The organism is Pedobacter immunditicola, assembly GCF_037482985.1.
GTDB lineage: Bacteria > Bacteroidota > Bacteroidia > Sphingobacteriales > Sphingobacteriaceae > Pedobacter > Pedobacter immunditicola.
This window is the reverse complement of record NZ_JBBHKC010000001.1, coordinates 320,045-346,412: the sequence shown is the minus strand read 5'-3', so window position 1 is coordinate 346,412 and position 26,368 is coordinate 320,045. Positions and strand designations below refer to the sequence as shown.

General features: G+C 42.1%; 26 protein-coding genes. 8 read left to right on the top strand and 18 right to left on the bottom strand.

Annotated elements, in window-relative coordinates:
- Positions 1–9: 9 nt before the first annotated feature.
- The 9 genes from nuoH to WG905_RS01460 all read right to left on the bottom strand — a co-directional run bounded on the left by nuoH (position 10) and on the right by WG905_RS01460 (position 10,201).
- Positions 10–969, bottom strand: coding sequence for an NADH-quinone oxidoreductase subunit NuoH (gene nuoH / locus WG905_RS01500; protein ID WP_339589919.1), 960 nt, complete (start codon positions 967–969; stop codon positions 10–12).
- Entirely contained in the window at positions 966–3,698 is a 2,733-nt protein-coding gene (gene nuoG / locus WG905_RS01495; protein ID WP_339589918.1) for an NADH-quinone oxidoreductase subunit NuoG, read from the bottom strand. Before nuoG ends, nuoH begins: the two co-directional genes overlap by 4 nt.
- 6 nt (positions 3,699–3,704) lie before the next feature.
- Positions 3,705–4,976, bottom strand: a complete 1,272-nt coding sequence (gene nuoF / locus WG905_RS01490) for an NADH-quinone oxidoreductase subunit NuoF (RefSeq protein ID WP_339589917.1) — start codon at positions 4,974–4,976, stop codon at positions 3,705–3,707.
- A gap of 43 nt (positions 4,977–5,019) precedes the next feature.
- The gene (nuoE, locus tag WG905_RS01485; RefSeq protein ID WP_339589916.1) at positions 5,020–5,484 is read right to left on the bottom strand and encodes an NADH-quinone oxidoreductase subunit NuoE; all 465 of its coding nucleotides are present in this window, start codon (positions 5,482–5,484) and stop codon (positions 5,020–5,022) included.
- A gap of 12 nt (positions 5,485–5,496) precedes the next feature.
- A complete protein-coding gene (nuoC, locus tag WG905_RS01480) occupies positions 5,497–7,272 on the bottom strand; it encodes an NADH-quinone oxidoreductase subunit C/D (protein ID WP_339590127.1) in 1,776 nt (591 codons plus the stop codon).
- A gap of 1 nt (position 7,273) precedes the next feature.
- On the bottom strand, positions 7,274–7,912 hold the full coding sequence (gene nuoB, locus WG905_RS01475) for an NADH-quinone oxidoreductase subunit NuoB (RefSeq protein WP_339589915.1): 639 nt from the start codon (positions 7,910–7,912) through the stop codon (positions 7,274–7,276).
- The gene (locus tag WG905_RS01470) at positions 7,909–8,343 is read right to left on the bottom strand and encodes an NADH-quinone oxidoreductase subunit A (protein WP_339589914.1); all 435 of its coding nucleotides are present in this window, start codon (positions 8,341–8,343) and stop codon (positions 7,909–7,911) included. The genes nuoB and WG905_RS01470 overlap by 4 nt, the downstream gene beginning before the upstream one ends.
- Before the next feature lie 122 nt (positions 8,344–8,465).
- Positions 8,466–8,897, bottom strand: a complete 432-nt coding sequence (locus WG905_RS01465; RefSeq protein ID WP_339589913.1) for a CBS domain-containing protein — start codon at positions 8,895–8,897, stop codon at positions 8,466–8,468.
- 155 nt (positions 8,898–9,052) lie between these two features.
- The gene (locus WG905_RS01460; RefSeq protein ID WP_339589912.1) at positions 9,053–10,201 is read right to left on the bottom strand and encodes a serine hydrolase domain-containing protein; all 1,149 of its coding nucleotides are present in this window, start codon (positions 10,199–10,201) and stop codon (positions 9,053–9,055) included.
- 238 nt (positions 10,202–10,439) lie between these two features.
- Here WG905_RS01460 and WG905_RS01455 point away from each other — a divergent pair, with 238 nt between their 5' ends.
- The 3 genes from WG905_RS01455 (at position 10,440) to WG905_RS01445 (ending at position 12,484) form a co-directional block, all read left to right on the top strand.
- Complete coding sequence (locus WG905_RS01455; RefSeq protein WP_339589911.1) at positions 10,440–10,811, top strand: nuclear transport factor 2 family protein; 372 nt, start codon at positions 10,440–10,442, stop codon at positions 10,809–10,811.
- A 34-nt stretch (positions 10,812–10,845) separates the two neighbouring features.
- Complete coding sequence (locus WG905_RS01450) at positions 10,846–11,955, top strand: AI-2E family transporter (RefSeq protein ID WP_339589910.1); 1,110 nt, start codon at positions 10,846–10,848, stop codon at positions 11,953–11,955.
- A 70-nt stretch (positions 11,956–12,025) separates the two neighbouring features.
- A complete protein-coding gene (locus WG905_RS01445; protein ID WP_339589909.1) occupies positions 12,026–12,484 on the top strand; it encodes an SRPBCC domain-containing protein in 459 nt (152 codons plus the stop codon).
- 9 nt (positions 12,485–12,493) lie between these two features.
- Here WG905_RS01445 and WG905_RS01440 read toward each other — a convergent pair whose 3' ends face one another.
- From WG905_RS01440 to WG905_RS01430, 3 genes are read right to left on the bottom strand one after another with little or no spacing between them, the layout of a single operon-like run.
- A complete protein-coding gene (locus WG905_RS01440; protein WP_339589908.1) occupies positions 12,494–13,225 on the bottom strand; it encodes an MBL fold metallo-hydrolase in 732 nt (243 codons plus the stop codon).
- A gap of 8 nt (positions 13,226–13,233) precedes the next feature.
- Positions 13,234–14,316 carry a glycoside hydrolase family 18 protein gene (locus WG905_RS01435; protein ID WP_339589907.1) on the bottom strand — a complete coding sequence of 361 codons (1,083 nt, stop codon included), beginning with the start codon at positions 14,314–14,316 and terminating at the stop codon, positions 13,234–13,236.
- 43 nt (positions 14,317–14,359) lie between these two features.
- Positions 14,360–15,226, bottom strand: coding sequence for an AraC family transcriptional regulator (locus WG905_RS01430; RefSeq protein WP_339589906.1), 867 nt, complete (start codon positions 15,224–15,226; stop codon positions 14,360–14,362).
- A 328-nt stretch (positions 15,227–15,554) separates the two neighbouring features.
- Between WG905_RS01430 and WG905_RS01425 the strand changes: the two genes are divergently transcribed.
- Entirely contained in the window at positions 15,555–15,902 is a 348-nt protein-coding gene (locus tag WG905_RS01425) for a hypothetical protein (RefSeq protein ID WP_339589905.1), read from the top strand.
- Between the two features lie 12 nt (positions 15,903–15,914).
- On the opposite strand, the gene WG905_RS01420 is transcribed toward WG905_RS01425, so the two are convergent.
- The 6 genes from WG905_RS01420 to WG905_RS01395 all read right to left on the bottom strand — a co-directional run bounded on the left by WG905_RS01420 (position 15,915) and on the right by WG905_RS01395 (position 21,352).
- Positions 15,915–16,514: a GNAT family N-acetyltransferase gene (locus tag WG905_RS01420; protein ID WP_339589904.1), complete on the bottom strand. Its 600-nt coding sequence runs from the start codon at positions 16,512–16,514 to the stop codon at positions 15,915–15,917.
- Between the two features lie 77 nt (positions 16,515–16,591).
- On the bottom strand, positions 16,592–17,677 hold the full coding sequence (locus WG905_RS01415) for a tetratricopeptide repeat protein (RefSeq protein ID WP_339589903.1): 1,086 nt from the start codon (positions 17,675–17,677) through the stop codon (positions 16,592–16,594).
- Positions 17,678–17,735: 58 nt separating this feature from the next.
- Positions 17,736–19,121 (bottom strand): alpha-L-fucosidase, encoded by a 1,386-nt coding sequence (locus tag WG905_RS01410; protein ID WP_339589902.1) that lies wholly within the window; start codon positions 19,119–19,121, stop codon positions 17,736–17,738.
- A gap of 306 nt (positions 19,122–19,427) precedes the next feature.
- Positions 19,428–19,862 carry a DsrE family protein gene (locus WG905_RS01405; RefSeq protein ID WP_339589901.1) on the bottom strand — a complete coding sequence of 145 codons (435 nt, stop codon included), beginning with the start codon at positions 19,860–19,862 and terminating at the stop codon, positions 19,428–19,430.
- Between the two features lie 14 nt (positions 19,863–19,876).
- Positions 19,877–20,908 carry a TQO small subunit DoxD gene (locus WG905_RS01400; protein ID WP_339589900.1) on the bottom strand — a complete coding sequence of 344 codons (1,032 nt, stop codon included), beginning with the start codon at positions 20,906–20,908 and terminating at the stop codon, positions 19,877–19,879.
- A 57-nt stretch (positions 20,909–20,965) separates the two neighbouring features.
- The gene (locus WG905_RS01395; protein WP_339589899.1) at positions 20,966–21,352 is read right to left on the bottom strand and encodes a hypothetical protein; all 387 of its coding nucleotides are present in this window, start codon (positions 21,350–21,352) and stop codon (positions 20,966–20,968) included.
- A 179-nt stretch (positions 21,353–21,531) separates the two neighbouring features.
- Here WG905_RS01395 and WG905_RS01390 point away from each other — a divergent pair, with 179 nt between their 5' ends.
- The 4 genes from WG905_RS01390 (at position 21,532) to WG905_RS01375 (ending at position 26,367) form a co-directional block, all read left to right on the top strand.
- Positions 21,532–22,482, top strand: coding sequence for a bifunctional helix-turn-helix transcriptional regulator/GNAT family N-acetyltransferase (locus WG905_RS01390; protein ID WP_339589898.1), 951 nt, complete (start codon positions 21,532–21,534; stop codon positions 22,480–22,482).
- A 55-nt stretch (positions 22,483–22,537) separates the two neighbouring features.
- Entirely contained in the window at positions 22,538–23,491 is a 954-nt protein-coding gene (locus WG905_RS01385; RefSeq protein ID WP_339589897.1) for a CvpA family protein, read from the top strand.
- A gap of 147 nt (positions 23,492–23,638) precedes the next feature.
- Positions 23,639–25,951, top strand: coding sequence for a putative monovalent cation/H+ antiporter subunit A (locus WG905_RS01380; protein WP_339589896.1), 2,313 nt, complete (start codon positions 23,639–23,641; stop codon positions 25,949–25,951).
- 2 nt (positions 25,952–25,953) lie between these two features.
- Positions 25,954–26,367 carry a Na+/H+ antiporter subunit B gene (locus tag WG905_RS01375; protein ID WP_339589895.1) on the top strand — a complete coding sequence of 138 codons (414 nt, stop codon included), beginning with the start codon at positions 25,954–25,956 and terminating at the stop codon, positions 26,365–26,367.
- Position 26,368: the final 1 nt, after the last annotated feature.

Genomic DNA, 26,368 nt, shown 5'->3' with positions numbered 1-26,368 from the left:
CGTCAAATTTTATTTAGTCATCATCAATACAATTCCGCCTGTAACTAATAAGTTCAATAAGGCTACAGGTAATAATATTTTCCAGCCATATTCCATCAGCTGGTCATACCTCGGGCGGGGAAGAGAAGCACGCAGCAATACGAAGAACAGGATAAAAACGAATGTCTTCAGGATAAACCACACCAGGGGTGGCAGGAACCCCGGTCCTAACCATCCGCCGAAAAATAAGGTCACCACCATCGCAGAGATGAGTGTAATCCCCAGGTATTCACCGATAAAAAACATTCCAAACTTCATCCCCGAATATTCGGAATGAAAACCAGCAACAAGTTCACTTTCGGCCTCCGGAATATCAAAAGGCAAACGATGCGTTTCCGCTATTCCAGCAATCATGAAGATGACAAAACCAACGGGTTGCGTGAGTATAAACCAGTATTCAGTTTGTGCATATACAATATCAGAAAGCCTGAAAGAACCCGAAAGCATCACTACACCCATTAAAGACAGGCCCATAAAAACTTCATAACTGATCATCTGTGAAGCGCCCCTTAAGGCACCCAGCAAGGAATATTTATTGTTGGAGGCCCAGCCACCCAACACGATGCTGTATACGCCTAGGGATGACATGGCCAGGAAAAATAGCAGGCCAATATCCAGGTCCGCAATTAAAATACCGGGTGCATAAGGAATGACCACAAAACTCATTAATACTGTCGCCGCTATGATTGTTGGGGCCACCACAAAAATAGCTTTGTCTGCAAATGGAGGGATCCAGTCCTCCTTAAAAAACAGCTTGATGGTATCTGCAACCACAATTAACAAACCAAAAGGACCGGCACGATTTGGTCCGTACCTGTCCTGCCAAAGGGCAAGCATCCGCCGCTCCACCCAAATCAGCCAGGCAGCTATGGTGGTCAGTGCAAACAACACAATGACAATCATCAGGATATATTCTACAACGATGCTCATAATGCCTTTGTTAATGTGCCTTTTGCTGGCCAGGCAATCCCATGCAGGCCAGAAATTTGATAAGGAATTCCTGCTACACCAGCTGGAAGTTCATCTTTGATGTGTACCGGTAACTGGTAATATGACGCAGGTACGGTCTGCATCGGATGAAGGGGAGCAAGCTGTAATTGCAGCACCTCATTTTCACTTATCGCTAAACTTTCAGCATCATGCCTGCTGATGGCTATATAAGGTTTAGGGGATCTTTCCGCAATGCCAGGACTGTAGATGCTCAGTTCCTCAGTCCCAAAAATATGTGGTAAAGGGATGATCAACCATTCCGCCGCTGTGGCTTCAAAAGCAGGTGGAATGTGGTTCTCATACGCCGTTTCCTTGGCATAAGCGTTTGGAAATAGTCTCTTGCCGGTATGACCGCCTTTTAATGGTCCGCCGATTTCAACCTGGTATTTATTTACCGCCTGCACAGAATTCCATCCCGGTGCCCAGAAAAATGGCGTTAAGGTTGCAGGTGGCGTTCCCTTATAACCTTCCATGGTGAAAGACAAAGGCGAATCAGGATCCTCAGGTGGTTTTTGTTCGCTCACGTTGATATTGGCAAACATGGCCGTACGACCACTGTAACGGTGTGGCTCCCTTGGTATCCGCTGACCGGCAATACGGAAATCCGGTGGTGGTGCTACGGTTTCTGCACCATTGAACTGGGGCATACTGGCAACCAATTCAGCCATCAGATCCCCCGGCGGACGAAGATATTCCAGCTCCACTCCGTTTTTAAACTGCCTGAATTCATCCAGCCATCGCCAGCTTTCGCGCAGGTTGTCGTTTTTTGGCATAAAAATCTGGAAGAAACACTGTGCCCTTCCTTCATTATTGATCAAAGTTCCATCGGCCTCGGCAAAAGTACCTGTGGGTATCAACACCGAAGCCTTATTGGTCGTTTCATGATGAAGGTGATCCAGTACAATGATTTCCTTAAAATGGCCGAGGAAACTATCGACTTCGTCTTTAGGCAGGTGGCGATAAAGATCATTCTCCAGGATAATCACGGTTTCCGCTTCCTGTTGTACTGAAGCTTCTACAGCCCTGCCCATTCCCGGCCTTTCCATCATGGCCAGTCCCATGGAATTACATTGCGGAACAACAAAGCTCAACCATGCTTTCCGCTGCTCCGTTTGAAGTGCAAGGGCGATATTGGCCGCAGCATGAATCAGCTCCGGGTTAGCCAGGCTGGCACCTGCAATGATCAATGGCCTTTCGGCATTATTCAATACTTCAGCTATTTGCTGTACCATTTTTACCGTCTCCTCGCTCAGATCCGCTGGAGCAGGAGCACTATTATTCAACGCATGGGCGATAGCGAATCCTGCACGGGCTACCTCATCAGGAGGAAGGTGAAAGCTACCCTGCGCAATTTCATCCAGCTTAGTAGCCGTAGGATGGATGATAAAAAGCGGCCCTTTATCTTGCTGTGCATATTCCCGCAGCGCGGCATCATGCCAGGAAGGAATCCCGATCTGCTGTGCATTTGCAAAAGGCTTTTTGTTAACCGCCTGACGGAGTGACAATGCCATTACCGGAGCAGCATTGGTTACGTCCTCCCCTAAAATTAATACCGCATCCGCATTTTCCATTTCCTTTAAGGAAGGTGTATAAACCTGGTTTGAATTTAAGATGCCGATAATACTGTCCATCAGCGCTGCTTCCTTCTCAGGAACGCCCTGGTAAAAATTATCCTTTCCAACCAGCTGCATTAAGGCAAAATTACTCTCCAGCGATGCCCTTGGCGAGCCTATACCAACGAGTTTATTGTTTAGCAGGATATCCCTTAAGTGAATAAACAATCCCCGTTTATCTGTAGCATCGGGAACATGAGCACGAATTAAAGGTTTTTGCACCCGGTTAATGCTGTTGACAAACTCATAGCCATAGCGACCGCGGTCGCATAGAAAATAACCATTCACGGCTTCATTAAAGCGGTTGGTGATCTGGCGGAGTTCACCATACCTTTCTCCGCCAATAATATTACACCCCAGGCTGCAATGCTGGCAAATTGAAGGTGCCATTGTCATATCCCATTTCCTGGTATAATGCTCTTTGAGGCTTTTATCGGTAAAAACGCCTGTCGGACAAACTTCTACCAGGTTTCCACTAAATTCACTCTCCAACACACCATCGGCTGCCCTGCCAAAATAAACATGGTGATGCGCAGCAAAAACATCCAGATCCTTGCCACCTGCATAGTCTTTATAATACCTTACACAGCGATAACATTGGATACACCGGTTCATTTCATGGTTAATAAACGGACCCAGGTATTGGTTACGATAGCTGCGCTTTTTATATTGAAAACGGCGATAGGTATGGCCAGTCATCACGGTCATGTCCTGCAAATGACAGGAACCACCCTCATCACATACGGCACAATCATGCGGATGGTTCGTCATCAGCCATTCAATAACCTCCGCGCGAAAAGCTTTTGCCGTGGGGTCATTCACCGACAAGTACATATTGTCCTTCGCAGATTCCATGCAGGACATTACCAGTCGGCCGTTGCTGTCGGTTTCATCTTTAAAAAGCTTAACGGCACATTGCCGGCAGGCACCGACAGAACCCATGGCGGGATGCCAGCAAAAATAAGGCAGGTTAAAGCCCAGCGTAAGGCAAGTTTCCAACAGATTTTTTCCTGCTGGCACTTCGTAAGGCTGATGGTCTATATAAATGATTGCCATTGCGTATCACCTCCACGGACATTTTTTTTCGTTAATATGCTGTTCAAAATCAGCTCTAAAGTACTTAAGGCCACTTTGCAGCGGCTCCATCGCTCCCGGTGCCAGGGCACAAAAAGTATGACCAGGTCCCAGAAACTTGGTATGCATTTCCAATAATTCAAGGTCTTCCAGTCGCCCCTCTCCTTTTTCTATCGAGAGCAGCAATTTTTCCGTCCAGGGTAAACCCTCGCGGCAGGGTGTACACCAGCCACAGGATTCCTGCGCAAAAAAATGTTCCAGGTTATGGACAAAGCCAACCGGACAGGTCTTGTCGTCGAGAATAATCATGGTTCCTGTTCCCAAACGGCTCCCCGCAGCAGCAACAGACACATAATCCATTTTTACATCCAGGTGCTCAGTCACCAGAAAATCTGTAGAAGCGCCCCCGGGCAGTGCACCACGAAATTGATAACCCGCTTTCATGCCACCGGCATGATGCTCCAGGAGCTCCCGCATGGTGGTGCCTATAGGCAGTTCCCATATTCCAGGTTTATTAACCCTGCCGCTGATGCCGTACAGTTTTGTCCCTGCATCTGGCCCCACACCCAGTCCCTTAAACCAATCTGCGCCATTATTAATGATATGGGGAATATTACACAGCGTCTCCACATTATTGACGATGGTAGGCTTGCCAAATAAACCGCTCACCTGAGGAAACGGTGGTTTTGTGCGTGGCGTAGCCCGTTTGCCTTCAAGGGCATTTAACAAGGCTGTTTCTTCACCACACATGTAACGGCCCACACCCGTATGCAAGTGCATCTCCAGGTTGAACCCGCTGCCTAAAATATTTTTACCAAGGTAACCGCCGGCATAAGCCTCATCAATGGCCTGGCGAATGAGCCTTGCTGCTTTTTTATACGCCCAGCGCAAAAATATGTACGACTGACCGGCCTGAATGGCAAAGGCAGAAACGATCATTCCTTCGATCAGCTGATGTGGATTACCCTCGAGCAGCAAGCGGTCTTTAAATGTTCCCGGTTCCATTTCATCCGCATTGCAAATGAGGTATTTAGTTTGCGTGCTGTCGTTCATCGGCACGAAGCTCCATTTCATTCCAGTATTGAAACCTGCACCACCACGCCCTTTAAGACCTGATTCCTGTACCAGTTGGGTAATCTCCTCGGGGTTCATCATTTTTAGCGCCCGGTGCACAGACTGGTAACCACCCACCTTCTCATAATCGCGAAGATGAAAAGCAGGGTGGTTAGCGCTGATATGCTGTGTAAGGGGCGTTTCCATTGATTATTATTTTAAGACCATGATCTGACTTATATTGATCTGATTATTTATACTGATGTAAAATCGCATCGAGTTCCGCTATCGTGACGTCTTTATATAAATCATGATTGACCATCATTGCCGGGGCATGGTCGCAACAACCGAGACAAGCATTAGGTAACAGGGTAAACCTCGCATCGGGTGTAGTCTGCCCGAATTTAATGTTCAGGCGTTCCTGCAGGTGTTCATATAGTTTTTCATAGCCCATCACATAGCAACTGATGCTATCGCAGATTAAAATGATGTTCCTGCCTACAGGTTTACGAAAAATCAGGTTGTAAAAAGTGGCGACACTATCCAATTCTTCAGCAGACATTTCCATGTATGCGGCTATCTCTCCCAGGCTTTCATCTGAAATCCAGCCCCTGCCTTCCTGCACAATTTTCAAAGCCTCAATACATGCCGCTTTGCGCACCGGAACCAAAGCAATTTCTTTATTTATCCTGCTTATTTCTTGAGTTGATAGCATCCTCTTCTAATTTTAACGGTCAATATCTGCCAGCACATAGTCCATACTTCCCAAAATGGAGAGTAAATCTGCCACGGTATAACCCTTGCTGATATAGGGCAACATCTGCATGTGGGGAAAAGACGGTGTCCTGATCCTTACCCGATAAGGGGATGTATTACCGTCACTGCTGAGGTAATAACTATTGGCGCCTTTTGTGGCTTCTATACAGCTCATGGCTTCACCTGCCGGGATAACCGGCCCCCAGCTCACATTCAAAAAATGAGTGATCAAAGTTTCTATGTCCTTCATGGTATTTTTTTTCAGAGGCGGTGTCGTTAAAGGGTGATCAGCTTTATAAGCTCCTTCAGGCATATTTTTTACGCATTGATCAATAATCCGCAAGCTTTGCCACATCTCTTCCACCCTCACCACTGCCCGGTCATAACAATCGCCATTTTGTGCCGTAGGAATATCAAAATCAAAATTCTCATAGCCTGAATAAGGTTGTTTCTTTCTAAAATCCCATTCAAAGCCACAAGCCCTTAATCCAGGCCCTGTTACTCCCCATTCAATTGCTTCCTCAAGGGTATAGACGCCAATGCCTACCGTACGGGCTTTAAAGATGCTGTTGCGCATCACCAGGTTGTTGTATTCTCGTAATCTTTTAGGAAAATAAGCCACAAAATCACTCACCAGTTTGTCCCAGCCTTTTGGCAGATCCTGTGCAACACCACCTATCCTAAACCAGTTGGGGTGCATCCTGTCGCCACATATTGCTTCTACAATATTGAATACTTTCTCCCTGTCGGTGAACATATAAAACACCGGGGATAGCTGCCCAAGGTCTTGGGCAAAAGTACCATACCACACCAGGTGACTAGCGATACGGAAAAGTTCGCATAACATAATGCGCATGACTTTTACCCTTTCTGGCACCTCAATGCCGGCAAGCTTTTCCACCGCCAGTAAATAGGCCATGTTATTCATGACGCCACCCAAATAATCAATCCGGTCAGTATAGGGAATGTAAGTATGCCAGGATTGCCGTTCGCCCATTTTTTCGGCACCCCGGTGGTGAAAACCAATGTCCGGAATGGCATCAACAATATCCTCCCCATCGAGCTGGAGAATGATCCGCAGCACTCCATGTGTTCCCGGGTGTTGCGGACCAAGGTTGAGGAACATAAAATCAGCGTCCTGGCTATGTCTTTTCAGCCCCCAGTCTTCAGGACGAAATTGCAGCGCATCCATTTCCAGGTTTTCTTTTTCATCCCAAAGTTTAAAGGGGCCGAGTTCTGTTGCCCTTGCAGGGTGTTCTTTTCTTAAAGGGTGACCTTCCCAGGTAAGCGGCATCAGGATACGCCGTAAATTAGGGTGGCCATTGAAATTAATGCCGAACATATCATAGATTTCCCGTTCATACCAGTTGGCATTTTTCCATAAGGAACTGATAGAAGGCATGTCGGGAAATTCGCCGGATAAGGCAACTTTCAGGCGGAGAAAGGCATTCCTTTTAAAGGAAAGCAGGTGGTAAACAATGGTAAAGTCGGCCGCAGGTGTTCCATTCAATTTGATCCTGCTCCGCTCATCAATAGCGCAAAGGTCGTACAAAAAGTCAAAAGGGGGATTACAGCTGTTTTTGAGATAAGAAAGCACTTCAGTAACCTGCGCTTTTTCAACCCATAAAGTAAGCAACCCATCAACAGTAGCCTGCCGGGTAAAAGTGGAAAAACCGAATTTGGAGATTAATTCTTCTGCCAGATCTGATTGGTTATCCATGCCCTTTGTTTTATGGTTTAACTTAATTTCATATCTCGTCTGGGGAACGGAAATCAGTCATCTTTTTCCGTTCATCCCTTTTTTGTTCCTTCATGGAAACCTGCCCGGGTTTAATCACCCCCTGCGGACCGATAGCCCAGCTTAAAGGTCGCTGCTCCTTTCCAACAGCCGAGGCAAGGAGCATCAGCCCCTCCATAAAAGCATCAGGCCGCGGCGGACAACCAGGCACGTAAACATCGACGGGTAAAAATTTATCTACCCCTTGTACCACACTATAGATATCATACATGCCGCCCGAATTGGCACATGAACCCATAGAGATTACCCATTTAGGCTCCATCATCTGCTCATGGAGGCGTTTGATGATGGGGGCCATTTTCACAAAGACAGTCCCGGCAATGACCATCACATCCGCTTCCCGTGGCGTGCCCCTTATAACTTCAGCCCCAAAACGGGCAATATCATATTTACTGGTCAGGCTGGTTGCCATTTCCACAAAACAGCAGGATAAACCAAAATGAAAAGGCCACATGGAATTTTTTCTTCCCCAGGCAAGCAGATCCTGAACGGTAGTTAGCATCACACTCTGTGCTACAGATTCTTCAAAAGAACTTGTTCCCTTAAGCGCATTTGCAGGCTCCGAAGGATGACTCAGCCACCATTTCATACATTTGATTTTTTAAGTAATAATTTTTTATAGGCTTTAAGGATTTTCTTTCCATTAGGACCGAAATCCAGGGCGCCGAGGCTCCATTCATAAATTAATACCGCAAGGAGCAACCCTATAAATACACAGATACTGATATACCCTTCCCACCCCAACTCCTTAAAGGCCAAAGCCCAGAGAACAATAAAGACAACCTCAATATCGAAAATCACAAACATCATGGCAACAAGGTAGAATTGTGCTGAAAAACGCAGCCTAGCCGTACCGGTTTCCAGGATACCGGATTCGTAAGGTTGGCCCGTAGCCTTCCCTTTATGACGCTGCCCAAGAAAATATGAAAGTGAAATGATCAGGGTTAACAGGAATAATACGAATATACCGTACACAAGAAATGGCCAAAGAGGTGCATTGGAGGTATTTGATAGATCCATAATTTCTTATTTAAATGAATCACCATGAGCAAATAGTCGCCAACAGCAATATATAATTGCTCATGATAGCTTCAAAACCCTAAAAAAAATTAATTATATTGATGAAAGCACTAAGTTTTCAACTAAGTGCCAGTAATGTAATGCTCCAGATTTCCGATAATAAATTTCTGCTCTTCAATAATATACTTTACCACGTCACCAATAGAAATAATTCCAATCACTTTACCATCATCTATTACTGGTAAATGCCTGATAAATTTATTGGTCATGAGCCACATACATTCTTCAATGCTAGTGTCAGAAGAAACGATGAGTGGACTTTCGGTCATGATTTCCCGAATGGGAATTTCCTTTGAAGCTTTTCCTTTAAGGATAACCTTACGGGCATAATCTCTTTCAGTGAAGATGCCTGCGAACTTATCTTGATCCATGACTAAAAGAGCACCTATGTTCTTTTCGAACATCAATTCAAGTGCTTCATAAACAGTGGTCTCCGGGCTTACAAAAAATACAGAACTGCCCTTTCCTTGTAAGATATTTCTAACTTTACCCATAATTGAACCCCCCTTTCCTGATTACCGAAATCTGCAACCAGTTCAATCAAATTCTTAAATAAAGATAACTTTTATTTTAATTAAATAAAGCACAAAAAGTTATTATATTTTTCAATGGAATATAATTTGTTTTTCAATGGTGATGAAGCTAAAGCCTATTTGATCAAGTGAACATATAACGCATTCATGGTATCTTTCAATGCGTTGCTAAAACCAGCCGTACTTTCAGGATTACAGCCATTGGTGATGACTACAAAGCCAAACTTCTCTTTGGGCTGAAAATACATGGCACTATAAAGGCCGTAAGCAGACCCCGTATGCCCTTTTAACAGCTTGCCGGGAATTAATTTATCATTACTGCGAATAGCCAATCCATAACTTTCCTCCTCAGAAACCTTCGTTTGCATCAGTTTAGCGCTCTTTTTAGAGATGATCCTCGATCCCTTATGTTTCCCTTTGTTCATGTGCATGGTCATGTATTCAGCAAGATCGACAGCGGAGATCTTCATACCGCCTGTCGGTGAAAACACAGGCGTACTATAACCCATTACATAGTTTTGAATTTCCTGTGTACGCGGCGCATAAGCTGCCGGAGCGGGACGGAAGTCTTTGGTGTTTGAATTATACTCGTAAATCGTGGCAAAACGGCTGTTATCCAGTGAATCAACACAATAACCCCCGTATAAACCCAAAGGGTCTAAAATATGGCGCTTCACATAACCATCAAAACGTTCACCTGATCGTTTTTCTATAATTGCGCCCACCATGTTGAAATTCAAATTACAATACTGATAACCTGCCCCCGGACTATAATTATTATAGCATTTAGCCCAGTCCGCATTTTTTTCAGGATTTATGACATCAAAATTAAAATAGCCCTGACTGTCGTTGATACTGGAGGTATGTGAAAGAACCATTTTGAGCGTAATCACCTTTTCAGGATATTTAGGGTTCCTCACTTTGAAGCCAATCAGGTCACTTATATCATCATCCAGCGCTAATTTACCTGCTTCTACAAGCTGCATAATAGAAGTTGCAGAGAAAGATTTGGAGATGGATGCAATTCTAAAAATGTCCGTATCTGTTAAAGCGGCCTTACTTTCCACATCTTTTAAGCCAAAGGCATGCTGATAAAAAAGACGGCCATCTTTTACAACCGCAACAGAAAGCCCTACCACATCATATTTCTTCATGATATTTTCTATTTCTGCCTCAGCTTCTTGTACCTGTGCATAGCTGAATTGGGCAATAAAAAAAACAAGAAATCCGGTAAGTAAAAATTTAATGGATGAGGGCTTGGTCATGGTAAATTCATTGAATAACTAATATGATAATTAATTGATGAAAACGGCCTATTTATTTTAATATTGAATCTCGGTGCGGCTGATGCATCATCGATCACCATTTGCTTCAATTACACAATGTATGTGAACTTACTGCACAGCAAGCGCTTAAAAAAAAGCAAAACAATCACTCTCGTTCAAGTGTAACTATACAAATATCATCGATAGCAAACAGTATTTTTCCTAAAAAATGATAACGATGGATGAGGAACAAGAATTAATTCTACTGGCCAAATCATGGGATGAAGCAATGATCAGTAATAATGTGGAAGAAATTGCACAATATATGACACACGATTGGGTGATCGTTGGCTCAAATGGCATCACTACCAGAGCCATGTTTTTAGAATCCATCAGAAGTGGCTCTGTCATGCACAATAAAATGGATTCTGACCAAATGACCATAAAGATCTATGGCGACACCAGCATTGTGATCAGCCGTGGCTCAAGTGCCGGAACCTATAATGGGCGGTCGTTTGATTTATATGAATGGTCTACCAGTGTATTTCTCAGAAAAGAAGGTACCTGGCGCTGTGTGTCAACGATGGTTACACCAGCGCTTAAGAATTAGCCCCAATTAAAGCAAGTAAACTTTTTAAATAACTATGCAGAACCACAAACTTTATAAAGCCGTCGCGATCTTCAGTCTCCTTGTTTTAATGGTCATTATTTTGGTTTATGCCAAATCTTTTTTAGTCCCCCTCACCTTTGCTGCTTTGCTGTCCATGCTGTTGTTACCAGTTACTAAATGGTTACAAGGCAAAGGCATTCATAAAGCAATTTCCACCTTGATATCCATCTTGTTGCTGGTCGGGTTCTTTGCCTTGGTTATTTTCTTTATCAGCTGGCAGCTCAATGATATTGCCGGTGATGCTTCCAAGCTGGAACAACAGATTGCTGAAAAGTACCAGCAGGCCAAGCAATACATCAGTGAGCAGTTCGGAATCTCACCCGAAGAGCAGAAAAAAATGATCAAAGAGCAGCAAGCATCCTCCACTGCCAAAACCGGGTCTATGGTTGCCGGCTTCCTGGCCGGCCTGGGTAGCTTTTTAGGGAATACCTTACTGGTCATCGTTTATATATTTCTATTTATTTATTTCCGTAGCCGGATCAAGGGATTTATCGTGCGACTAGTGAAAACAGAGGACGAATCCACCGCCCTTAGCATCGTCAACAACGCTCAAAAAGTATCCATGAAGTACCTTTCAGGGATGTTTATCATGATTGTCTGTCTGTGGATCATGTATGGCATTGGCTTTACGATTGTTGGTGTAAAACATGCCATCTTCTTTGCCATCCTTTGCGGCTTGCTTGAAATTGTTCCTTTTGTGGGTAACCTTACCGGCACCGCATTAACCATCGCCATGACCCTTGTTCAAGGTGGAGATATGAACATAGTTATTGGCATATTGATCGTTTATGGGTTAGTTCAGTTTATCCAGACCTACCTGCTCGAACCCCTCGTTGTAGGATCAGAGGTGAACCTGAACCCCTTATTTACCATTATCGGGCTTATTGCAGGTGAAACATTATGGGGCATCCCGGGTATGGTCTTGGCCATACCGCTCATGGGCATGGCAAAAATTGTTTTTGATCATATTGAGCCCTTAAAACCTTATGGTTATTTAATTGGTGAAGACAAAAAAGAGGCAGATAGCGGAATAAAACAGAAGTTTAAGATGTTTGGCGAGAAAGTGAAAAGCAAGTTTTCTTAAAGTCTGCAGGGCTTAAATTTCAATTTTTAAGCTTAATTTAGGCAAGAGTTTTAACTAATTAAACCAAGACATGGAAAATCAAAAACTGGAAATTAAAGCTGGCATTCAAATATTGAAACCTGCAAAAGAAGTATTTGAAGCGATTGTAGACCCTGAGAAAATGTCTAATTATTTCATTTCAGAAAGCAACGGCCGCATGGAAGAAGGAAAGCAGCTTACCTGGAAATTCCCTGAGTTTGATGAAGAGTCACCGGTTCGTGTAGGTAAAATAGAAAAAAACCAATACATTTCCTTTTACTGGGGAATGGAGGATCAGGAAATGCTTGTGGAAATAGCCCTCCGGCCCGGGAAAAGTGAGGATACCACCGTGGTGACAATCACAGAAAAAGAAATGGAAAACAATGAAGCTGGCATAAAATGGTTACAAGGCAATACAGAGGGCTGGGCTAATTTCCTGGCCTGTTTAAAGGCTTACCTGGAGTATGGCATCAATCTCCGTAAGGGCGCATTTGATCATTTGACCCCTTAACGAATCTACCTAAAGTTCCAGCACCTTGCCATCGTGCGCACAACTCAAATCTACCTTGTGCAGGTTCTCCAGCATCTCGTTTCCGAGATGCGTTAATATCATTCTTTTAGACCTGAGCTCCGGAAGTTTTTCTTGAAGGACTTGGAAACTCAAGTGCCCTTTGACCTGCATGCTGAAAAAATTGCACTCACAGATAAAAAGGTCCGCGTCTTCGGCCAGCCTGAATAGGTTATCAGTCCATTCCGTATCGCCGGAATAGCTGATCACCCTGCCAGCTGTTTCAATGCGCAGTCCATGTGGCAAGGAAGCTGCGGTATGGATTACTGGTAGGGCAAGCAGGGTATAATGCTCATGAACGAATGCTCTATCGGGCACAAAGGCGATAAATTCAACCTGCAGCTTTTCCAGCACTTCGGTTCCCGGATAAAGCAAATCCAGCAGCTGTACTACCTTATCCCTGCATCCTGCCGGGCCAATGATAGTGAGCGGTTCTTTGCGCTCGTTAATAGCTGCATCCAGCAGGAAAAAAGGCAATCCCCCGTAATGGTCCCCATGAAAATGAGAAATAAAAATAACAACGATCGAGTTGGGAACGAGTTTGAATTTCTTCAGACCCGAAAGTGTGCCTGCGCCACAGTCAATCAGGAAATTGAAAGTAGCTGTTTCCACATGAAAACAGGTATTCATTCTTCCACCGCTCCCAAATGCATCGCCGGTTCCTACAAAGGTTATCCTCATCATTACATCATTTATTTCATTACTTCATTAATCGTACCCAATAAGCTATTCTTCTTTTTGTCGTGGGCAATTTGCCAGAACATGATACCATTTAGCTTTTTATCCATCACATAAGTGGTTTTTAATTTTATTGAACGGTTATCATCAAAAGTCACAAAAAGTTTTTTTGCGGGATGATATAAAAAAGGGGCCTGAGCAACACCATCCCAGTAATAATGATAACCGTTTGCGGGGGTATAATACTTTGCTAATAATTTTGCCGGCACCGTATTTTTAAATACGGCAGGCTGATAAAGCCCTTTATTTACAGCAGCTACATTTTCCCAGACCCGGGCATAAAATGCTGCACCAATTACAATTTTTTCTGAAGGAATGCCGAGGTTCAACAGGTAATTGACGGCATTATCTGTTGATTCTTTCAATTGGGGCGTAGCGTATAAAGCGGTATGGTGACCGGTAACCGGTGAATACCCATTAACTAGGTCATAGCTCATGATATGAACTCGATCGACCTCCTTCATCACAGGTATCCAGTCTATACTCTGCTCAAGATACTCCTGGAACCCACCGGCAGCGAAGGTGATTTCATAATGGTTACCCATGGTTTTGCGTAATTGCTGTACCAACAGGGTGAAAGATTCTTTATCACGGGGATGAAATTTATGCCCGATAAAACCTTCGATCGCCGGGTATTCCCAGTCGAGATCGAGGCCATCTGTACCTAATTTTTCATGAGCGCGTTTAACCGATGAGGCGAAAGCCCTTCGGTTTTCTTCCACAGCAAAAACATCAGAGCATGTTTTACACCCACCCCATCCACCTAAAGCCAACAGTACTTTAAGTTGAGGATTCTGTTTTTTCATCGCCACCAGACGTTTAACGGTAAGGGTATCCTGCAGGAATAAACGGTTACCCCGCAAACCACAAAAGCTGTAAATGATGTGTGTAACTTTTCTTGGTTGAATGCTTTTTAAATTTGACACATCCCCGGCATAATAAGCAATTATTGAATAATTCCCCTTGTTTTGGGAAGATGCCCTCAGGCTTAAGCAAAGCAGAAAAAAACAAACAAGCCAGCCTGATATGATGCGCATAAGGAATAAATTACATGGTCATACTACCAGAAGCATCCGAAAGTCAATTTTGTTTTCGAAACTTATTCGGTGTAAAACCTGTCTGCTTTTTGAAAAATTTAATGAAATAGGATTCATCATTAAAGGACAGTTTATTTGAAATATCAGAAACGGAAAGATCCATATTGATCAAAAGGCGCTTTGCTTCCAGAATGATCCTTTCCCGAATCAATTCTCCAGCAGAAATTCCTAAAAGGTCGTTGGTCAAAGCATTTAAGTGATTGGGTGTGATGAATAAAAGTTCAGCGTATTGCTTGGGGAACCTCAACTTCATAAAGTTAGCTTCAATAAACTTCTTAAAACTGATCAATAGTTTTTGATTATGCGCGTTAATTTGCACAGGATGCTTCAGCTCCATTGCCCTGCTTACCTGAATAAAGATATTTAGCATTGATATCCGCACCATATCTTCATGAAAAGGCCCATGATCTTTGCCCTCGACAAGAATACCCTCAAAGATACTTATAATTGTCTCTCTGGAATGTTCCGGTAAAACATAAACTGTATCCGTTGCTAAGTCATCAAAAAAGTTAAAGTTTTGTAGGTACTGCGGATTGGATAAAAAGGAACTAAAGTAAGCCTGGGAAAAGTTAATGATGTAGCCATCAACTTCCTCAGTAAAAGACCAGCTATGAACCTGCCCTGGTGTCATGAAATAGATTAACCCTGGAGAAACAGGGTACTCCTTAAAATCAATATGCTGCAATCCTGCTCCTTTAGTGAAGTAAACTAAATGGTAGAAAGAATGCCGATGGGGAGTATGTAAATGTTTATACTCCTTTGCGTAATGACCAAATCTGCTTACAATGATACCTGAATTTTTGTATTCCTTAAAAATATCAATATCATAAACAGGGATGTCAAATTTCATAGGTATAGGTTGTCTTTTAGTAGTGATGAACTATTGCTTGATCAGCAAATATAAACCAAATCAATACAAAGGAATTGAGCAAGTTTAGAATTCTACATCATGGCGCTTTTTACTGATTAAATGAAACAGTTAAATCCATAGTATCTCTCAAAATAAATAAAAAACTTGAGTCGATCGTTTTATTGAGATAGAATCTTATTTTCGCTCCTAGATAAGATCGATAATGGTGTTTCAACTTAAAAAGCTACAGGTATTCCTCCTATTTAATTTATCACTGCTGTTCTTGATTTTGTACGGATGCAGGCCCACTGAAGTAGACAACAAGGTTGTGCGATCGACATATATTGCCATCAATGGCTCGGATACGGCTTGGCTTAGCCTGAATATTGGCGCCACAAGTTTCAAAGGGCATTGTGAAATTAATTTCAACAATAAATACAAGGATTCCGGAGCTGTAAAAGGTATCATAAAAGGGGATACTTTGATCGGGGATTTCCGATACTTCCACTATGGATTGGAATGGAAAAGAATTGCCATTGCCTTATTAAGAAAGGACGACAAATTAATCATGGGCGAAGGGTCACAGAGCGTTTATTTAAAAATCCCTTATTTCAGACCTGGAAGTCTAATTAGATATGATAGCGTAAAATTTGTTTTTCAGAAACTGGGCAATTAACCAGGGCTTCATTCATCGGCTTATTTTAGCCTGCAAATTTGCCTTAACGCTATCAAACCATTCCTGCCTCAAAATACTCAAAACGATACTATCCCTTCGGCCACCCTGCGCATTTGGTATATGACTTCTTAAAACACCTTCTACCGTGCAACCAATACTTTTCATCGCAGCCACACTCCTGCTGTTCTTATGATCAGCCCTGAATTCCACCCTTTCCATGCCCATTTCTTCAAAAGCATATTGCAACAACAGGTATTTACAGTTTTTATTCAATCCTGTACCCTGAAAATCAGCGCCATACCAGGTATAACCCAACTGTAGTGTTTTAAAACCGGCTTGTATATCATAAAATCTGGTAGCGCCTGCATAAGCTCCTTTTAATTTATCGTAAACAATGAAGGGGTGGGCTGTACCATTTTCCTTATCGCGAAGTGCTGCATTGATATACAAAGACAAATTCTCTTCCCCCGCTGCCGACTTAAAAGAAAACGCCCAGAGTTGGGGTTCATTCAATGAAAATGGCAGCAAAAAATTATAATCAGCCGCAGTAAGCGTGCGGAGTAAAACATGATCATTTTCTAAGGTAACAACAGACGCAAGGTTGTGGTTCATCCAGCAAAAATAATTGATTATAATTTGAACTATGATTAATTTAAGAAGTTAGCTGGCATTTTTTAAAAAAAAATGACCTATTTGCAATAGTTGTCTATCGCATCAATAACCATCGCCTGGTGGTCACCCAGTGCATAACTACGGTGTAAGTCAGCACATATTTTATCCAGGTCCTCTTTTGGGATCGGCACTTTACCTTTAACGGCCATTATGGTAACCTGTGAATTCTTACTCAATGTTCTTCCGTCCTTAAATTGAAATTTCCTCAACCTCGTAAAAGCACGGTTGCTAATTGCTTCCATATACAGCGGCTCCAGTTCAATAGCCTTATCAAAATCTAATAAGGCATTATCAAATTCGAATTTATTTAATTTTGCTGTTCCACGGTAGAAATACAGGTCTGCATAAGCTGAATTTAATTTAACAGCTTCATCAAATCTTTTAATCGCATTTTCAAAAGTGCCTTCTTTCATTAAACTTTGGCCTTTTTGTAAGAGATTAAAGAACTTAGCCTCTTCTTTGGGAAGATCCTGTTTATGGTTCACAAAGGTTGACTCTCGTTTTAATTTGCCAGTGGAATAATACACCTGCCATAATCCGGATTCTTTTTGTTCTACAAAGCTGCCTTTTTGTCTCAGTTGCCCGTTCATATAATACTCTTCCGAATCACCGTTAGTTATTCCCTTCTTATAAGTATAGTAATATCTTTTCTGTCCATTAGGATAATAAACAGTTCTTACACCATCGACTTTTCCATTCACGAGTATGCCCTCCCCCTGCTTTTTTCCATTCATAAAATAGTCAATAAACTTACCCGTGTAAGGCGTATCTGCCTGATTGAAATACCACATACCATCTTTTTTAGTCATACTTTTAGTGGATGGTATCCGCTTTTCTTCGGCGCTACGCAGTAATGAGGCTTTTGTAGTGATATAAATAATCTTGTCAAGTTTACCACCATAGCCAAGTGCCTTTATGCGCGACAGATCTGTAACCACTTCTAGCTGATCAATTTCATCGTTTGACAATTCATCATCTTCCCCCATTGTCTCTATAACCGGGATGCTATCTATGACATAAAGTATTCGTTCCTGATCTGTCTGACCAAAAGTAAAATTGGAATAAATGGAAATCAAAAGGCAGAAAATAAGTGTTCTGATCACGGGATGTTGGCTTTGAATAGGTGATAAATAAAACTAAAAAAGGCGCAAAGAGCTCCGCTTACAAAATCAATTCAATTACAGGTACCTCCACACCTGGTTTCTTCAATGGCAGCTCCAAAATCACATCGTTTTCACCCGTATTTTCAGTGGTATGGCTTCCTGCGATGGTATTGGTTCGAAATTTAATTTCAGAACCATCGTTCAGCAATTGCGCATACTTGAACTTGCCTTTAAAATCTTTTAAATAAAGCGATTTAAAAGGCCATTGCAAAACATGGATATACAATCTATTGGTTTTCGGATTATAGGTTAAAAGGCAGTTCTCTGGTTTAACAAATAAATCCGGTGCGGCAGTACATTGATAAATTGCCCGATTGTTGTATTTCATCCAATCACCTATACCTGCTAGTCTTTCACTCGCCCGTTCATCAAATGCACCCCTGGCTGTAGGTCCCACGTTCAATAAAAGATTCCCGCCTTTACTGACCGTTTCAATCAACATAACGATCAATTGGTTGACACTTTTCCAGGAATCTTCATCCCGGTTGTAGCCCCATGATCCTGAAAAGGTCTGACAAGTTTCCCAGTCTACTTTCTTCCCATCAACAGTTGGCCATTGATTGGGCATAAACTGTTCAGGCGTTTTATAGTCCCAACCCTGAGGATCGTCATTCAGATCTAGCCTGTCATTTACAATGATACCAGGCTGTAACTTTCTGGCCAACTTCAACAAATTGGCTGAATCCCAGTCATCCCGTCCTTTACCATCTTTACCAGGATAAGAATAATCAAAAAACATTTCATCAATTTGCCCATATTGTGTTAACAACTCTGTCACCTGGTTCTTCAGGTAAACCTGGTATTTTTTAATATCCCTATTCGCAGCTGCTGCACGGTAAGCAGAATCTCCACGCATGGGATGAATTCTATCCACAGGAAAATCAGGGTGATGCCAGTCGATCAGAGAATAGTAAAAGCCGATCCTTATTCCTTTTTTCCTGAAGGCGTCAACAAATGGCCTCAAAAGATCTTTCTTGGCCGCCGTTTGGGTAGCTTTGTAATTGGTGTATTTTGAATCCCATAAAGTGAAACCTTCATGGTGCTTAGTGGTAATCACAACATATTTGACACCTGCTTTTTGCGCCTCTTCAGCCCATTTTTCCGGGTCGTATAAGTCTGGATCAAACACATCAAAATATTTTTGATAAGCTTCATCTGTGATCCGTTCCATGTTTTTAATCCACTCATGACGCGCCGGCACAGCATACAATCCCCAATGAATAAACATGCCAAACCTCGCATCCCTCCACCACTGCATTCTTTTTTCTTTCTGAACTACTGTTTCAATCGTGTTTTTCCCCTGGGCCTTTAAAGCAGCAGGGATTTGCATAAACATAACTGCCACCAAAAGGCAAGCTGCTAATCTGATTTGTTTCTTACTCATCTTATGACGGTTACTTTAAACAAGACTAAAATACGCATAACAAATCAACTTACACGCTATTAAATTAGCCAAATACTCAGCTATTTTAACCGTCAATTAACGCTTCTATTCGTGTCAGCTTAGTGTGAGTCCACCATGAGTCCACAGTGAGTCCACAGTGAATCTACGTTTTGCCGAAGAAACGTGGACTCACTGTTCACTCAGGGTGCTATCTCCCCAGATCCATTACACTGCGTCTCTATTTCATCCTAACTTATCCTCGGCAAGCAGGATGAAACACAGCCTATGCTTTGAAAAAGTAAATTCTTAAAATCCAGCCTTAAGATAACTCCAACCTTCGCTTTGCCTGGTGATGACATGGGCTAGTCCTGAGGGAATGATTTTAATTAATGGAACTAACGCCTGAGGACTTACTTTCTTTTCATTCAAGGTATTCTGACAAACCAGAAAAGCTATGCCTCTCTGATGCAAGACCGCTATCGTGTTGATAAAGGGGGATTGTTTTGAAAGTAATTCAATACCAGGGCCATGAGCCACTACTTCTATTGTGACTTTGTTAAAGGCTTTTTGGATATTATTTAGCTGCTTAAGAAGTGACCGGTGAACCAAGGTGTCATTACTCGACAGTTGGATGACCACTTTCTGGAAATCTATTTGTTTGTTTTTTGTTTGTGCGATGGTCAGCGTAGCTGAGAAAATGGCTGCGGTAACAATTAATAATGCTTTATTGAAAATATTCATGTATTGATGATTTTTTAATTTTTAATTATTGTTTCTGTCCAGGTTTTACCGCTGATATCTGTTAATAACAGTTGATAGTTTCCAACTGGCAATGTTTTAAGAGCAGCCTCATAAAGGCTCAGTTCTGCCTTGCCACCTAATGGAATGACCAGGCTATGCTTACCCGGTTTTATTTTAGTTACATATTTATTATCAATATGTTCTGCAGGAAATCTCGCCAAATCATGGCCATCTTTTTCAAGAATCACATGTCCGTTGTGGTCAGTCAGCACTACGCCAATGAGGAATGAGCCATACACATCTGCTCCTTCCACCCTGAAAATGGTGAAGGATAATTTATCCTCATTAATATGAGCAGCAGTGATTTCGATTTTTGGTTTAACCGATTTATTATGAAGGGTGCCCCAAACACCACCGTGAAAATACTGGTTGGTAAAAAGTGTGAGTAACAGTATCAACATGGAAGTATTAAATACTAGCCGGTGTAAGCGGTTCGGATGTATGGGCAAGGCGCCAGACCCTAACCAGACGAACCCTTTTTGTTGGGTAAAACGAAACGATTGACGCGCAAACCAATCATCCAGGGAGTGTTTCCCACTACCAGATAAAAATATGGTGAATCCGGCTGCCAGCCCTAATATTCCAATCTGCCACTCGTCTAAACAGGTGGTACCCAACCAGCCAGCACCCAGAAGAATGCCCATGGCCAGGCTAAATACGCCGATGCTCATTAGTCTCGTAAAAAGGCCTGACATAAAGAAGAGGCCCACTATTCCTTCGATAATGGTAAAAGCCGCCATCGACCACCACAATGCTTCCGGATGGGTGACCAGGTATTCAATCATGGGTTTTATTCCCAAAGCATTCGGGAGGAAATGATTGAACTTTTCACCTATATAACCTGCCGCATCGGGATCAAGCTTATTATCTAATATTAATCTTCGCCAAAAAGCGGAAAAATAAGTCCAGCCAGCCACTAAACGAAGCGACAGTGTAAACAGGCCAGCCAATTGATAAGGCTGTCCGTCAAAATGTTGTTTATACATGATTGTAAAAAAGTAAAAAGTAAAAAATTTATTGAGGGGTGAAACCAACAATAGTTTTTAACTGAATACCTTCATGTTGAGATACAAAATATAGAAAGGGACCTCTTTAGCTGATGCTGATTTTGAGGTTGGAAGAATGTTGTTTTCCGCCGCAACTTCAGGTAAGCCTACCCATACGTTGCCAGGCGACAAATGTAACTCCAGTTCGGTCTGGTGTTCCCGGGTACTTTGTTCTTGCAGATCCAGATCAACTCCCGCATCGCAAAAACCGAAATTATTTACCGTTGCTTTTGATACATTTAAAGGCTTGGTTACTGCTAGACCTAATTCGGCCCGAATAGTTTTACGAAAATTGCAGGATGAAAATAAAACCACAGCCATCAACAGCATCAAGGTCGTTAAACCCAATGTTTTACTGCTATTTTGGTGTAATTTATCTTTCAAGCTTGAACTGTTTGGTAAACCGGTTTGATATTGGCCGGAAATTGGGTTAATGTGATATAACGAAGCCTTTCAAGGAATCGCATGTCTTAAAACAAATATTCTAAATTTAAAACAAATATTTTGACTTTTTAATTCAAAACCTTAACATTGCGTAATCGATTACTTAACTGACTACAAAAATGGAATTCTATGATAAAGTGGGCACTGTAGCCATAGGAAGCAGACTCAGGATGCTTACTGAAAAAATCACCGAAGACGCAGCAAATATTTACAAGCTGTATCATATTGAGATGCAGCCTAAATGGTTTCCAGTATTTTATGTCATATCACAAGGCGAAGAAAAAACGGTAACTGAAATTGCGAAAGAAATAGGCCACTCCCACCCCTCGGTCAGTAAAATTGTGAGTGAAATGTATAAAGGAGGATTGATCCTCGAAAAAAAAGACCAAACCGACGGCAGAAAGACCTTAGTTAAACTTTCTAAAAAAGGATTGGAAATTACAGAAAAAATTAAACATCAGTATACAGATCTGCAAAGTGCGATTACACAAATTTCCAGGCAAACTAAAAATGATTTGTGGAAAGCCATTGAAGAATGGGAATTTATATTGGAGCAAAAGTCGCTGTTACAACGCGTAAAGGAACAGCAAAAAGAACGGGAAAGTAAAAAAGTGCAAATTGTAGGCTATACTCCCGAATATCAAACTGCTTTCCGCAAGCTCAACGAAGAATGGATCACTACTTTTTTTACAATGGAAAAATCAGACTATAAAATGTTGGATGATCCGGAGGGCTATATCCTCCAAAACGATGGCTATATTTTTGTAGCCTTGTATGAGAATGAGCCTGTCGGCGTTTGTGCCTTGCTAAAAACCGAAGATCCCGAATATGAGTATGAGCTGGCTAAAATGGCAGTATCGCCACTGGCACAGGGAAAACATGTGGGTTGGTTATTAGGCCAAGCCATTGTAGAGAAAGCCCGGTCACTGGGCGCTAAAAAGCTTTACCTGGAGAGTAATACCAATTTAAAACCAGCAATAAATTTATACCATAAATTGGGCTTCCATAAAATTGACGGACGAGATTCACCTTACGAACGGGTAAATATTCAGATGGAATTGAAATTGTGACCTTTCGTATACAGTCCGATTCCTCCTTTTAATTGTTAATTATTAAATTAAAGGAATGAATTGGATTGACATTATTTTATTGATCGTGATGATCATGTCAATTGTGGCAAGTTATAACCGCGGATTGATCATCTCCTTGCTGGATCTGCTTTCGTGGATAGGTAGTTTTATTGTTGCCTTTCTTACTTATAAACCCATTAGTAACCTGGTGCTGGAATATATTCCAGCACTGAATTATTGGGCTGTGCCCCTCACTTTTGTACTTTTAGTAACCCTCGCCAGGCTCCTGTTTGATACACTCTGCTACAGTATCATCAAAAATGTACCACCACAGGCACATTTGAGTTTGGTGAATAAGCTGCTGGGCATTATTCCGGGAATAATTAATGGCCTGGTTTGGGCAGCCATCTTCTCCTCTTTTCTTTTCTTTATTCCTTATTCTGCAAAGTTATCGGGAGAAATCCAGGATGCCCGATTTGCAGAGAGCCTCATCGGAAAGGTATACTGGCTGCAGGATAAACTCTACCCCGTTTTTAATGATGCATTGAACCATAGCATCAAAACAAATCCAAAGTTAAGCAAGGAAGAATCTTATAAGCTGCCTTACACCGTCAAAAAAGTCAGGGTACGGCCAGACCTCGAGGCGAAAATGTTGGTAATGATTAATGAAGAGCGTACGCAAAGAGGTTTGAAAGCCTTTAAAGCTGATCCGGAAATGACTAACGTGGCTCGCAAACACGCTGCAGACATGTTTGCAAGGAGTTATTTTTCACACCTGAGCCCGGAAGGAAGCGACCCCTTCGACAGGATGAGAGAAGAAAATATCCAATTTATTGCAGGGGGCGAAAACCTCGCGTTAGCACAAAACCTCAGCATTGCACATACCGGTCTGATGAATTCTCCCGGTCACCGCGCCAACATCCTGAACGCAAAATTTGGCCGGCTTGGCATCGGTATACAAGATGGTGGCATCTATGGTATTATGATTACTCAAAACTTTAGAAATTAATCTTCTGGCATCAATATGCTGAAGTTTTGGAATATTGACAATATACCTAAAATGTAACTTTTTAATCTTTTTAGCGTGAATACACCCAGATTTTAGTGTTTTTTCGCTAATTTGAACCGATTCATTTTACAAACTTAACAAGACTAAATGCTATTTACTGTACTATCAGGATTAATAACATCGAGCCTTTTAATTCCATTTGGTAAATTTTTTCGGTCTAAATGGAGTGCTGTTCTCGCGATATTACCTATTGTTTTATTTATATTTTTTGCAAGCTATATCCCCGCGGTTAGTAATGGACAGATCCTTTACGAACATGTGAAATGGGTACCTTCATTGAAAATTAATTTCGATTTCAGGCTGGATGGCCTTTCCTTATTATTTAGCCTCTTAATCACTGGAATTGGTTCGTTTATTTTCATTTATGCAAGTTCGTATTTAAAGGGGCATCAATACATAGATCGTTTTTATGGCTACTTATGCCTGTTCATGTCGGCCATGCTGGGTATTGTGCTCTCAGATAATGTCTTGCTCCTCTTTGTCTTTTGGGAACTTACCAGTATCAGCTCATTTTTCCTAATCGGTTTTAACAACAGCAACGCTGATTCAAGAAAAAGCGCCATCACCGCATTGAGTATTACCGGGGTGGGTGGGTTTTTCCTGATGGCTGGATTAATTTTGATGAGTCAGATTGCTGGGACTTACTCCATTCAGGAACTGACCGGTTCTGCAGATCTTATCAAAAACCATGAACTGTATCCTGTAGTCATTGGATTAGTGTTTATTGGCGCCTTTACCAAGTCTGCACAATTTCCGTTTCATTTCTGGCTGCCAGGTGCAATGAAGGCCCCTACCCCCGTATCAGCATACCTTCATTCGGCAACCATGGTAAAAGCTGGGATTTTCTTGCTGCTGCGTTTCACACCAATTTTGGGGGATACACCAGGCTGGACCTACACATTGATGATTGTAGGCGGTTTTACCATGTTATATGCTGCCTTCCATTCTTTATTTAGAACTGATCTGAAGGGTATATTAGCTTATTCTACCATTTCAGCCTTGGGTATTTTAACATTTCTGATTGGCATGGGCACTAAGGAAGCTTTAATTGCAGCAAGTACTTTCATTGTCGTTCATGCCTTATATAAAGCCACTTTGTTTTTAGTCGCCGGGATCATTGATCATGAAACCGGAACGCGTGATATCACTAAACTCTCCGGCTTAAGAAAGGTATTGTTACCCGTATCTATTGCCGGGTTATTAGCCGCCTTATCTAGTGCCGGCCTGCCTTTGTCATTTGGCTTTATTGGAAAAGACCTTATTTATGAAGCTACCTTAAATGCCGAGCAAAACCTGGCGCTATATTTAACGATAGCTGCAGTAGTTACAAACATTGGCTTAGTAGCTGCCGGCTTCCTTGCTGGTATTAAACCCTTTACCGGGAAAATAAACCCGGCCCATGAAAAGGTTCATTTACCTTATAAATCCATGTGGATACCGCCGCTGATTTTAGCCTTACTTGGCTTCGTATTTGGAATTTTCCCTGGAATAGTTGGTGAGGCCATCATTTCACCAACCGTAAATGTGGTATATGGCCAGGTGGTAGCGATGCATCTTAAAATATGGCATGGTTTCAATACGGTATTGATTTTAAGTCTGGTTACCCTCGGTGTGGGGATCATTATTTACCTGATGAATCACCCTAACGCTAAAAAGCTGACCTTGCTTGGGCGGCTCGACTTTATGGCTCCGGAAACGCTTTACACGAAATTATCTGGCGCAATTGTTCAGTTATCCACATGGTATACAGATGTGATGCATAATGGGTTTCTAAGGTCCTACCTCCTGAAAATAATTATTTTCGCAGAGTTATTATTAGCCTATGAACTGGTTAAAGGCGGACCCATTTATATTGATTATGGTAAACTATCGCCAATCAGTGTGTATGAAGCAGTGATCGTATTGATCCTCACAGGAGCAGTATATTTAACCATAAGTACCTCTTCAAGGCTATCGGCTGTGGTTGGGACAAGCGTGATCGGTTATGCCATTTGTTTGATTTTTGTGTATTACAGTGCCCCAGATCTGGCCATGACACAGTTTTCCATTGACACCCTCACCGTGGTCTTGTTTGTTTTTGTACTCTTCAATCTCCCCTCCTTTATCAATTTCAAGGGAGACAAAATAGCGAAAATCAGGGATTCGTTTGTTGCCGTCGCTTTCGGAACGATCTTGTCGTTAATCGCCATCAAAGTATTACAGGTTCCAACAGATATAGCGATCAGTGAGTTCTATGGCAAGTTTGCTTATACACTCGCTAAAGGGAAAAATGTAGTCAACGTTATTTTGGTTGACTTCAGGGGTATTGATACTATGTTTGAAATTGTTGTTTTGAGCATTGCAGCGCTAGGCGTCTATAGTTTAATAAAATTGAGGTTAAAAGCTTCAGAAAAAGAATAACCATGAGAAGCACCATTTTACAAACCGCAGCCATGTACCTGCTGCCTATATTATTGTTATTTTCATTTTTCCTGCTCCTCCGCGGGCATTACTATCCCGGTGGTGGATTTGTAGGCGGCCTGGTTGCATCTATTGCATTTGTATTGCACAGCTTTGCTTATGGCACCGATAAAACCATGAAAGTGCTTCGCTACAATCCGCTGGCGTTAATACCTGTAGGCCTGGCTATTGCTACCTTAAGCATGTTTATGCCAGTAATGTTTGGCTTACCTGTAATGACAGGATTATGGCTCGATCAACCCATTCCAGTGATCGGGATGATCGGCTCGGCGCTATTTTTTGACATCGGGGTTTACCTCGTTGTTATTGGCGTCGTATTAACTATTTTATTCACGATTTCCTTATATACACATTAGT